The sequence below is a fragment of the Marisediminitalea lipolytica genome, assembly GCF_001758465.1.
GTDB lineage: Bacteria > Pseudomonadota > Gammaproteobacteria > Enterobacterales > Alteromonadaceae > Alteromonas > Alteromonas lipolytica.
Genome location: NZ_MJIC01000010.1, coordinates 672,447 through 684,609 on the forward strand (window position 1 = coordinate 672,447; position 12,163 = coordinate 684,609).

Genomic DNA, 12,163 nt, shown 5'->3' on the forward strand with positions numbered 1-12,163 from the left:
CTCATGTATCATCCATATTTGCTGGTATTTGGGGACGGATACCAGTTGGGAATTAGTCGAGCCAAATAATGGCTTTCGTTTAAATAAAAATCGGATAGAAACACCATGAATTTGCATGAATACCAAGGTAAGCAGCTATTCAAAGAATATGGCTTACCTGTTTCTGAAGGATACGCATCAGATACTCCTCAAGGTGCAGTTGAAGCTGCTGACCGTATTGGCGGGAGTGAATGGGTTGTTAAGTGTCAGGTCCACGCGGGTGGCCGTGGTAAAGCTGGCGGTGTTAAGCTGGTAAAAACAAAAGACGAGATTCGTGCTTTTGCTGAAAATTGGTTAGGCAAAAACCTGGTGACCTTCCAGACTGACGAAAACGGTCAGCCTGTAAGCAAGATCTTAGTTGAATCTTGTACAGATATCGCAAACGAGTTGTATTTAGGTGCAGTAGTTGACCGTGGCACTCGCCGCGTTGTTTTCATGGCATCTACTGAAGGCGGTGTTGAAATTGAAACCGTTGCCGAAGAAACTCCAGAAAAAATTCTGAAAGCTGAAATCGACCCAATCGTTGGTCCTCAGCCTTATCAAGCGCGTGAAATGGCGTTTGCTCTGGGTCTGCAAGGCGTTCAAATCAAACAGTTCGTACAGATCTTCATGGGTCTGGCGAAAATGTTCGAAGACCTTGACCTGGCGTTAATCGAAATTAACCCTCTGGTTATTAAAGCAGATGGTAACCTGCACTGTCTGGACGCTAAATTAGGCGTAGACAGTAACGCCATGTATCGTCAGCCTAAACTGAAGGACATGAAAGATCCTTCACAGGAAGACGCCCGTGAAGCACACGCTGCACAGTTTGAACTGAACTATGTTGCGCTGGACGGAAACGTTGGTTGTATGGTTAACGGTGCGGGTCTGGCCATGGGTACCATGGATATCGTAAACCTGCACGGCGGTAAGCCTGCAAACTTCCTGGATGTTGGTGGCGGCGCGACGAAAGAGCGTGTTGCAGAAGCATTCAAAATCATTCTGTCTGACGACAACGTTAAAGCCGTACTGGTTAACATCTTCGGTGGTATCGTACGTTGTGACATGATTGCTGAAGGTATTATCGGCGCGGTTAAAGAAGTTGGCGTTGAAGTACCAGTAGTTGTACGTCTTGAAGGTACTAATGCAGAACTGGGCCGTGAAGTACTGGCTAGCTCTGAATTGGATATCATCGCTGCAGAGTCATTAACTGATGCAGCAGAAAAAGTTGTTGCAGCTGCGGAGGGCAAATAATGTCAGTTTTGATCGGTAAAGATACTAAAGTTATCTGTCAGGGTTTCACTGGCGGTCAGGGTACTTTCCACTCTGAACAAGCCATTGCCTACGGTACGCAAATGGTTGGTGGTGTTACGCCTGGTAAAGGTGGTACTGAGCACTTAGGTCTGCCAGTATTCAACACCGTTCGTGAAGCGGTTGAAGCAACTGGTGCAACAGCATCAGTAATCTATGTTCCAGCACCTTTCTGTAAAGACTCTATCGTTGAAGCAGTTGATGCGGGTATCGAATTAGTGGTTTGTATCACTGAAGGTATTCCTACGCTGGATATGCTTTACGTTAAAGAATATGTAAACGCTAAAGGCGCGCGCATGATTGGTCCAAACTGTCCGGGTGTCATCACTCCGGGTGAGTGTAAGATTGGTATCATGCCTGGCCACATCCACAAGCCTGGTAAAGTAGGTATCGTTTCTCGCTCTGGTACACTGACGTACGAAGCGGTTAAACAAACTACTGACGAAGGTTTTGGTCAGTCTACCTGTGTTGGTATTGGTGGTGACCCAATCCCAGGTTCTAACTTCATCGATATCCTGAAGTTGTTCCAGGACGACCCACAAACCGAAGCGATCGTAATGATCGGTGAAATCGGTGGTACTGCAGAAGAAGAAGCGGCTGCGTTTATCAAAGAAAACGTAACTAAGCCAGTTGTTTCTTACATCGCGGGTGTTACTGCGCCTCCGGGTAAACGTATGGGTCACGCTGGTGCGATTATCGCTGGCGGTAAAGGTACTGCAGATGAGAAATTTGCAGCCCTGGAAGCAGCAGGCGTTAAGACTGTTCGCTCTCTGGCCGATATCGGTAAAGCGCTGCGCGAGCAAACTGGCTGGTAATTAAAGCTGTCAGTAAGCTAATCAGAAAAAGCCCGCACTTGCGGGCTTTTTTAATGGTAACGAACAGCAACTAGTAGCGACATAGTCGCTCGTTTCGCTCTATCATACTAGTGTAGCCATGCCTTAACCGCTGGTTTTAAACTCAACCATCACCGGTATGTGGTCTGAGTAATGGCGGTACGCCTGTTCCTTTATACGATGACTAAGTACAACGTCCAGCGCCTCATTTACCCATAACCGATCTAATTTAAGCAGTGGCCACTGGCTGGGAAAGGTTTTTCCGGTTTTAAGCTGGGTAAAATCCTTATCCAGTCGTTTAAACAATTGCGTATTAAGCCACCATTCATTCATGTCGCCGCCTAAACACACAGGCATAGGGTAGCGACTGAGAAAGTCCTGCATAATGGCGTGGATGCGCTTTGCCTGAAATTTGCGTTCGGCTTTTTTTAGCCCCATGTGGGCGTTAAACAGACTTATTTGTTGGTCTTTAACCGCTACGACAACATGCTGAAGCGTTCTCGGCTCTCTGCCTGGTGCGCTGATATCAAATTGTTCACGATGTAAAACCGGATGTCTTGTCAGGATAGCATTACCATACCAACCTGACTTTGTGGTTTTCGTTGGTGCTTCTATCATTTCATACAAACCATCAACACAGATTGCTGCAATGTCATCATGGATTGACCGGTTTTCACTACGGGTGTCCATTTCCTGTAGTAGCACAAAGTCTGCGTTACGGGAGGCCAGGAACTGGCCTATCCGCTGGTAGTCCTGAATACCATCGCGCCCGACACCGCTGTGAATGTTGTAGGAGATTAAGCGATACATTCTTCTGAATCTTCCTCATTTGATTGTGCGTCTGTCTGTAGCTTGCGAGCCTGATACATCTTGGCTATTTTCTGTGAACCAATAATCATTGCCAGCCAGAAAACGAGTCCAGCAACCAGATAAGTTACTGTTTCAGTGGATGGGTTTTTAAAGATCTGCATGATTGAATCACCTACCAGCCCCTTGGCTATCATTTGTGGAAACATACCAAGAAAAGTACCAATTAAGAACTGTACGACGGTAATGGACGAAATACCGGCTACCAGGTTAACCAGGCTAAAAGGCGCTATAGGCAGCATTCGGATGGCTGCTACACCAATAATGCCGCTTTGTTTGAGTTTCTCATCAACCGCTTCTACCTTTGGTCCGCCTAATTTACGCAGGCCGGCGTTACCCAGCAACTTACCCAGTAAAAAGGTGGTGCCAGCGCTAAGCAGTGCGCCCACAATGCCATAAATCGGGCCCCATATCGGGCCAAATATAGCGGCTACTGCTAACGACAGGACTGTGACCGGGAAGAACAATAAACCACCTACCAGATACACCAGCAGTACCGTTGGCAGGGCAAAGTAAGTGCCGCGGCTTTCTTCTAAAAATGCCTGAATGCGATCGCCGTCTAACCATGGCACGGTATTACTGATTAAAATTAAAGCGCCGGCAATTAAACCGACAATCAGGACGCCAAGGGCGATCATGATGGTTCGGCGACGTGGATTGGTGATGGCAGAAAATTTTCCGTGCAGATCGGGGATAGCCGGGCCTAAAGGTTCTTCAGGGTCAGAAATGCTACGAAAAACATTGGTTTCAGAAGCGCTGGTGAACTCGCTGTCGTCGATTTCGGTCAGCACGTAACCATGAGCCAGTTGTTTATCCATAAGCGCTTCTACCGGCGATTCACTTTCTATCAGCGGTTGTACCGCATCGGTTTTGCGTCCAGTGTGTTCTGCCAGCAAGTCATTGCGGATAAACTCAATACAGCGCTGATTTTCTTCGGAATCGCCATGGAAAATCAGGTCAACTTCCGTATCCAGGGTCATAGATCGGTTGCTTAAGTTGGAAGAACCAATCACCAGATACTGATTGTCTATTGTCATGACTTTAGAGTGGATGCGCTTATAGGCCGTTTTACCTTGTTGGTCGCGTATTGAGGAATAGGTCATCATAATGCGACTGCTGTCGACACCGTCTTCTACGATATCCTTAAAGGTGATACGACTCGCCCAGTAGGCCTCCGACTCAAACAGGCCCTGAGGCTCGTATGAACTGACAATAACCACGTGCAGATCAGGACACGCTTTCATCCGCTCGTTAATTGCTCTGGCAATTTCCTCACGAGTAGCAAACTGGTTTTCGATATAGATAAAGTGCTCAGCCTGACCAATGAGATCGATCAACATGTTGCGCACTTCCTGCACCAGCTCGGTGTCTTCCATTGCCGGAATGGTTCGGGCGATGGCACAAGGGGCATTGGTAAAACAGGGTTTAACCCCCTCGGGCCAGCAGTCAGGTAGTTTATCTGTTGCGGACTCTGCATCCGGGATGGTTTCAATAGGCTGTTCGGCAATCCGGTTCCAGCGCCAGTGAGCCAGTTCAGTAAAATGCTTTACCAGTGGTCCACTGGAAACCAGCTGAACATCGTGAAAAGGGCCATATTCCTGCTCGTCGGGCCCGTTTCTGCCGGGCTCATCGATTTTATGTTCACGGGTGTCCCAGCGATGCAGAGCTACGTCCATGCCACCTGAAAACACCACCTCATTATCGACGATAACAATTTTCTGGTGTTGTGAGCCTCCCATGGGAATCGAATCATCCAGCAGGGCGTGTACATTGTCTGGTGTTTTGTCCTGCCACACTTCCAGTGCCCACATTTCACGCTGATCAAAAAAAGCAAAAGACGAATCCCAGCGTAGCAAATAAATTTTGATATCCGGGTTTTGCTCGGCTTTCCACTGGATCAGCTCACCGATCTGAGAAGGGGCCTCGGCTCGCTCTTCTTCTTCGCCGTGCAGTAACCGAATGCGGCTGTCAATGTCCCAGCCGACGATAATAATTTGCTTTTGTGCCTTACAGATACTTGAGTGCAATGCGCGATAGTAATTGGCACAGTCGATTAATGGACTGGAATAAGTTGCCTGGGTTTCTTTCCAACAGTTTTTGTTCTGCTCAAATATAGGTTGCCTGGTCATAGTAAGCCTCTGTTTACTTGTATCCTTGCTCGATGAACGGTTGTTGCTGTTGTTCAGTCAGTTAATATCAGGACCGGTTATACTTTGTGTTTGTCTTCCGTAGACATTTGCACGAATCATACCGTTGTCAATTTCATCTGAGTTTATGGCAAGTTGCTGATATTTAGACTTAATTTTGGCTGTTGAAATGTGGTTGTCCGAAGCAAAAGGGCGTTACAGGCAAATATTTCCGGCTTGATTGTAGGATTTGCCCGCTGGCTTAGTGGCACCAGCTAAACCAGGTTAATTGTGTTGTTATCTGTCAGGAACTGACTACAATGCCTACATTTTGGCGGGGAATGACCATATGTACAGCGCAGTAACCATAGGATTGCAAAACCCAAAAACTGCTACTAATGTGGCGAGTATTTTACGTGCAGCAGGGTGTTTTGGTGTCAGTAGTGTATTTTATACCGGGCAGCGGTTTCGCCATGCTAAAGAGTTTCATGCCGACACTAAGTCCTTTCACCGCACCATTCCCACCGTTGGGGTAGATGATCTCTCTGCGGCTATTCCGAAAGGGGCAACGATAGTGGGGGTCGAGCTGGTTGAGGGAGCAACACCATTACCGGTGTTTGAGCATCCGCACAATGCTTACTATATGTTTGGCCCGGAAGACGGCAGCCTGGACGCTGCGCTGGTAGATTTGTGCGATCATGTGGTTTATATCCCCACGGCTAACAGTCTTAATCTGGCCGCCACGGTTAACGTCTTATTATATGATCGTATGGCTAAACGAGACTATGATGATTCTGTCGAGCTTATACGCCAAAGCAGGGACACCAATAATCGCCTTACGCTTCGGTGACATTGGAAGCCAGCGCCTGATTGTGAACTTCCAGTAATTCATCGATACGTTCTACTGCCATGGGCCGGTAAAAGTAATATCCCTGAAAATCATTGCAACGCTGCTCTTTCAAAAACTGAAACTGCGCCTCCGTTTCAACCCCTTCAGCTATGGTTTTCAAACCCAGCGTTGAAGCCAGCTCGATGATGGTGGAACAAATTTTGGCATCTTCTTTTAAGCTGGCACATTCGAGCACAAATGAACGATCAATTTTAAGGACGTCAATAGGCAGGTTTTTCAGGTAATTGAGAGACGAATAGCCAGTCCCGAAGTCATCAATGGAAATGGCGATATTGAATCCTTGTAGTACCTGAAGTACCTGAATACAGCGGTCCATATCATTAAGGAACACGCTTTCTGTGACTTCAAATTCTATCCATTCTCCCGGGATAGCAAATTCTGCCATGCATTTGTTCAGGTAGGGCAGGAACGTTTCTGATAACAAATGTTTGCCGGATAAATTAATCGACACTCGCGGCGTATTGTTAAACCGTTTATGCCAATTGGCCAGCTGGCTAAATACCAGTCGCAGGATCAATTCTTCCAGCGCAATGATCTGGCCGGATTCTTCTGCCACCGGGATGAACTCCGCAGGCGAAGTAAATTTCCCTGGCGACAGTTCCAGCCTCACCAGCGCCTCAAGTCCCGTCATCTGTTGGTCTTTATTGACTTTAGGCTGATAGAACATGTGAAACTGGGTACCGGCCTGAATGGCCAGACGCAGGGTCTGTTCAAAGTTAAATTGTTCAGATGCATCGCTGGCCATGCTGCTTTGGAAAATTTTAAAGTTATCCCGACCCGCCTGTTTGGCGTTATACATGGCGATATCAGCCTGCTGAATCAGGGTCATCGGCTGGCACGTGTTATCAGCGGTGAGGCTGATACCGATGCTGGTAGGGATCCTAAGCTCCCGGCCACTTAACACAACGACTTCACGCATCACCTGTAAAATCTTGGTGGCGCTGGTAACAACGGTTTGTTCGTTGTGATTGCCACTCATCATGATCACAAATTCATCGCCGCCCCAGCGGCAAATGGTGTCTTTTTCTCGGGTGACGTTGACTAAACGAGTGGCGACTTCCATTAACAGTTCATCGCCGGCTTTATGCCCAAGGGTATCATTAATTTTTTTAAACCGATCGAGGTCAAGAAAAAATACCGCTACAGTCTCATCGTCCTGATGCAGGTTACGTATCGTTCGTTGTAAAGCGTCTAAGAAATAGGTTCGGTTATATAAGCCAGTAAGGGGATCGCTGTAAGCCAGCTCCCGCAGCTTTTCCTGTAAACGGCGTTGTCGGGTGACATCACGAATATGCAGGGTGAATTCGTTATTGATACTGCTACCAAAGCTGGTGCCGGTAATGGTGATTTCTGCCGGAAAGGTATCACCAGTAGAGCGTTTAAGCAGCAATGTGTTACGCCGGTTAATAATCAGTCCACCAGAGGTAACAAACTTACTTTCCAGACTTTCAGTGACGGCTTCACGATCTTTATCGAGAATAAACAAATCAATAAAATTGCGTTTAAGCACCTTACTTTGCAAGCAGCCAAAGGCCCGTTCAGCAGCGGGATTAAACTCAATGATTTGTCCATCCAGATTAATGGTAACAATACTGTCCATAGCCGAGTTAAGAATAGCACTCTTGCGTTTCTCACTGCTTTTAAAGTCGCTGAGAGTCTTATCCCGCTGGGTCATTTCGTGCTGCACACGCTCGATAACCCGGTTGTATTGTTTAGCGATTTGGCCAACTTCAGTAAACGGCTCTTCCGGGACACGCTGATTAAAGTTTGCCTCGCGCTCCTGTGCATCCATCGAATTAAGCAGATCTAATAATTCTGTGGTGGCTTTATGTTCGGTAATATTCATCCCCAGGTACTCTTGTTCCGGGGACACGCGTAAAGGGATAAAGCGATTAATACTATGCAAAGCAATCCACGCCAGTAAAAAACTGTACAGGCCAACTACAACAATGCCCAGTACCTGGCTCCATAACAGACTCCAGAAACTTGCCGAAAACATCTCGATAGCGTTATGGAACAGTGCTACAGCCAGGGTTCCCCAAATGCCAGCGAATAAATGCGCCGGTACCACACCCAGAGCATCATCAAGGCGTAAGGTGAGCAGTAACCGTTCGCCGCCATACATAATAAGGCCAGCTAAAATACCAATCAGCGCCGCGGAGCCTGAACTAACCACATTAGCGCCCGCTGTAATAGCCACCAAACCGGCGATTACGCCATTCAGCATGATACTGACATCAAGATACCGATGACGGGCAACAAACAGGGCACTGGCACTCAAGCCACCAAAGGCGGCAGCCAGACAGGTATTCACTAAAATCAGCGGTACCTGATCGTTAAACTCAAGGGTACTGCCACCATTAAAACCAAACCAGCCCAGCCAGATCAGTAAAGTGCCCATAACAGAAAGTGGTAAATTGCTACCCGCCGGGAAGGTTTTAGTGCTGTCGAAGCGACCGGTTCTGGCGCCCAGAACCATAATTGCCGCCAGGCTTACCCAGCCGCCGACTGAGTGAACTACTGTCGAGCCGGCAAAATCGATGAAGCCCTGAGTTTCAAGCCAGCCCGGATTTTCAGGGTTAAACAAAGAACTCCAGGCCCAGTGACCTACAAAAGGGTAAATGAGTGAGCAAAGCACCACGGTAATCACCAGATAACCGCGATAAGACATTCTTTCTGCCACGGCACCCGATACCAAAGTAGCGGTTGTACCACAGAACATCAGTTGAAAGAGAAAAAAGCTGTACTGCCAGGGGGAGTGGGTTGCACCAAAAAGGAACTCTGATGTACCGAAATAGCCCATTGTTGTCTGACCAAACATGATGGCAAAACCAAAAGACCAGAACAAAATGGCCGACACGATAAAGTCGGACAGGTTCTTGGCGGCTACGTTGATACTGTTCTTACTGCGAACTTTGCCCGTTTCAAGGCATAAAAAGCCTGCCTGCATACAGAAAACCAAAATTGCAGCAAATAAAAGCCAGGCCGTATCCAAATCTACTATTCCTTTTGCAGTACTGTGCAAAACCACAAAATACTTAGTTTAAATTTGAAGCATGAGTCATGCCATGCGTTAATAAAAATGAATGATTTGTTAAAGAACATCTGAATACGTATGCACAATGTTGGCGTCATAAGGAACAGTGGTTAGTATTTATGGTGTTGTTAACAAGGTGTTATTGTTGTTCAGGTCAACAATAATATGTGGTTTCCCAATGACGTTACCCTTGTCATCGCAGTCACCGGCCCTTTTATGTTAGCTGAGGTGCTGGTGACTATTTACCTCAAAAATGGCGGTACCCAATTGAACAGTGTTTTAAAGCCAGCCTGTTTGTCAGGCGCGACTCTGGTTGCAGTGTTACTTACTGGCTGTGGCGCAACAGAAAAATCTAATCAGGTCGAAATCTATGGTAGTAAGGAACCCTTTACTGCTCAGGCTATCTATTTTGTGTTAACCGACAGGTTTGTTGATGGCGATCCCAGCAATAATCATGAAACTCAGGGGCTAAATAATCCTACCTGGCAGTTACGTCTGGATGGCCCGGACGGGCAGTTTGCAAATGTCGGCTATATGGGCGGCGATTTGCAAGGGGTATTAAATAACGCTGATTACATCAGTGATATGGGCTTTACCGCGGTTTGGCTGTCGCCCATCCTGGATAATCCTGATGAAGCGTTTACCGGTGATGAACCCATTACCTTTGGGGGGCAGTTTAAAGACGGCGGTAAAACCGGTTATCACGGCTACTGGGCTACCAACTTTTACAAAGCGGATGAACACCTTATCAGTCAGCAGCTAAGTTATGCTGATTTTACCCGCGCCCTGCATGATAAAGGCTTAAAAACCGTCTTTGATATTGTCGCTAATCACGGTACGCCAAGCTGGACTATGCCTGTTGATCAGCCGGGCTATGGTGAACTCTATGATGCTGAAGGTACCCTGGTGGCCGATCATATGAATCTGGCTCCCGCGGCCTTATCCCCGCAAACCGAACCGTTACATGCCTTTTTCCATCCTTATCCGGATCTGGTTAAGTTATCTAACCTTAACGAAAACAATCCGGCAGTGCAGGATTACCTGATTAACAGCTATTTGTACTGGATAGAGCAGGGAGCAGACGCGTTCAGAATTGATACTATTCGACATGTTTCCCATGAATTCTGGCGCACCATGGCAGAGCGGATTCGGGCAAAGCACCCCGGGTTTTATATGTTTGGTGAAAGTTTTCAGTACGATGCCAATTTTATTGCTCAGCATACCCAGCCTAAAAATGGCGGAATCGCAGTTTTGGATTTTCCGCTACAAAAAGCCATGGTAAACCTGTTTGAATCCCCGGATAGTGATTATGGCAGTCTTTCAGAACACCTTTACCTGACCCATGGCCCTTATCATAACCCCTATGAGCTCACTACGTTTTATGATAATCACGATATGGCACGTATGAACGCCAGTGACGAAGGGTTTATTGACGCCCATAACTGGTTATTTACAGCGCGGGGAATTCCGGTGGTCTATCAGGGTTCTGAATTTGCTTTTATGCGCGGAACGGCAGAGCACCAGGGGAATCGTAACTTTATCGGGCAGTCACGGCTTTATCAGCAACGCGACAATCCCATTCGTCAGGCGCTAAGCACTATTGCGCAAATTCGTAAAAATACGCCGGCCTTACAACGGGGGTTGCAATATAACCTGAGCCTGGTGGGCAATCAGGCGATGTTTTACCGCGTGTTAGTAGAGCAAGGCGTCAGTCAGATTGCTTTGGTCATGCTGAATAAAAGCGACACACCAGCGCAGATGTCAGCCAGTAAGTTTGTTGAGTCAGGTACCTGGCAGGAGCAGGTAACCGGCCAGTCAGTCGTCGTTGATAATGGAGCGTTAACCAGTGAGGTGCCTGGCCATTCAGTGCGCGTGTTTGTGCGCAACGGGGCTGTAGCCAATCCTGCTTTTACCCAGGCCTTGCTGACTCAAATGAGCCGACAATAGCAATTACTGGTAAGCTGGTGACGGAGTTAAGCCTGACAACCACAGGATTGTCTGATCACTAAAGAAGTGGGTAACAGGTGATCTCTGGTTGGCTGGCCTTCTATGGCCAGCAATAAGTTTGCTACCAGCATTTCGCCAGCCTGGGCCGTATTTTGTTGCACGGTGGTCAGGCCCGGCGTGGTAAAGGCGGCGATCTGAATATTGTCAAACCCCACTACGGCAACGTCTTCTGGCACTTTAACACCAGCCTGATTAAGCGCCTTTATTACCCCTACAGCTATTATGTCTGCGGCACAGACGATGGCATCGGGCAGTGGTGTATTACTTTCAAGTAATGCATTGATAGCATGGTGGCCGGCATCTTCTGCTGAAATAGCGTCGTATTGTGCATGGCTAGCCGTGTCTTTTAGCGCGGCGAGAAAGCCTTCATAGCGACTCTGAAATTCAGGGGCTTTGTCGCCTGTATCGCCGATAAAGGCAAATCGCTCGTAGCCATGGGTCAATAAGTGCCGGGTTATGGCCTGGCTGCCCTCAAAATTATCACAGCCAATGGATATTCCCGGCCATTTTTCAACCGGTGCGCCCCAGCGCATAACGTGGGTATTGTGCTGACGAAGCTGTGCCAGTTTGCCCGCGTAGGCCCGGTAATCGCCATAGCCCAGCAATATCAGGCCGTCAGCTTTGTGGGAGTCTTCGTATTCTGCCTGCCAGTTGTTTTGCAAATTCTGAAACGACACCAACAGGTCGTAGCCTTTGGCGGCACAAGCCCTGGTGATACTGCCCAGCATGGCAAGAAAAAACGGGTTTATCAGGGAATCATCAGAGGTTGGGTCTTCAAACATTAATAGCGCGATGGTGCTGCTGCGCTGACGGCGCAGATTACTGGCATTTTTATCTACCTGGTAATTGAGTTCACGGGCGATGGCCTGCACTTTTTGCCGTGTGGTAATGCTAACCAGCGGACTATCATTCAGTGCGCGTGATACGGTGGATTGAGACACGCCTGCAAGATGGGCGATATCAAAGGACGTTGGCTTATGCTTCATACGCTATTTATGGTGTTATGCTTTTTATCGTATGCAAAGCGTTTGTTTAATAGGCAAACGAAACGCGG

8 protein-coding genes are annotated in these 12,163 nt (G+C 47.6%); 4 read left to right on the top strand and 4 right to left on the bottom strand.

The annotated features are described in order from the left end of the window. The first annotated feature begins 105 nt into the window (after nt 1-105). Together sucC and sucD are read left to right on the top strand one after the other, a co-directional pair. On the top strand, nt 106-1,272 hold the full coding sequence (gene sucC, locus BFC17_RS08480) for an ADP-forming succinate--CoA ligase subunit beta (protein WP_070176005.1): 1,167 nt from the start codon (nt 106-108) through the stop codon (nt 1,270-1,272). Continuing rightward, complete coding sequence (gene sucD / locus BFC17_RS08485) at nt 1,272-2,144, top strand: succinate--CoA ligase subunit alpha (RefSeq protein ID WP_070176006.1); 873 nt, start codon at nt 1,272-1,274, stop codon at nt 2,142-2,144. The genes sucC and sucD overlap by 1 nt, the downstream gene beginning before the upstream one ends. 123 nt (nt 2,145-2,267) lie before the next feature. Here the strand turns inward: sucD and BFC17_RS08490 are convergent, their stop codons facing one another. Both BFC17_RS08490 and BFC17_RS08495 read right to left on the bottom strand, forming a co-directional pair. Further along, nucleotides 2,268-2,972 (bottom strand): endonuclease/exonuclease/phosphatase family protein, encoded by a 705-nt coding sequence (locus tag BFC17_RS08490; RefSeq protein ID WP_083271645.1) that lies wholly within the window; start codon nt 2,970-2,972, stop codon nt 2,268-2,270. Continuing rightward, a complete protein-coding gene (locus BFC17_RS08495; protein ID WP_070176007.1) occupies nt 2,960-5,158 on the bottom strand; it encodes a VTT domain-containing protein in 2,199 nt (732 codons plus the stop codon). Before BFC17_RS08495 ends, BFC17_RS08490 begins: the two co-directional genes overlap by 13 nt. Before the next feature lie 346 nt (nt 5,159-5,504). On the opposite strand from BFC17_RS08495, the gene BFC17_RS08500 reads away from it, so the two are divergent. Beyond that, nucleotides 5,505-6,005: an RNA methyltransferase gene (locus BFC17_RS08500; RefSeq protein WP_070176008.1), complete on the top strand. Its 501-nt coding sequence runs from the start codon at nt 5,505-5,507 to the stop codon at nt 6,003-6,005. Here the strand turns inward: BFC17_RS08500 and amt are convergent. Then, nucleotides 5,992-9,060, bottom strand: a complete 3,069-nt coding sequence (gene amt, locus BFC17_RS08505) for an ammonium transporter (protein ID WP_083271646.1) — start codon at nt 9,058-9,060, stop codon at nt 5,992-5,994. The two genes, BFC17_RS08500 and amt, sit on opposite strands and share 14 nt — an antisense overlap. A 207-nt stretch (nt 9,061-9,267) precedes the next feature. On the opposite strand from amt, the gene BFC17_RS08510 reads away from it, so the two are divergent. Beyond that, nucleotides 9,268-11,049, top strand: coding sequence for an alpha-amylase family glycosyl hydrolase (locus BFC17_RS08510; RefSeq protein WP_229680899.1), 1,782 nt, complete (start codon nt 9,268-9,270; stop codon nt 11,047-11,049). A gap of 26 nt (nt 11,050-11,075) precedes the next feature. Here BFC17_RS08510 and BFC17_RS08515 read toward each other — a convergent pair whose 3' ends face one another. Then, entirely contained in the window at nt 11,076-12,095 is a 1,020-nt protein-coding gene (locus BFC17_RS08515) for a LacI family DNA-binding transcriptional regulator (RefSeq protein ID WP_070176009.1), read from the bottom strand. Nucleotides 12,096-12,163: the final 68 nt, after the last annotated feature.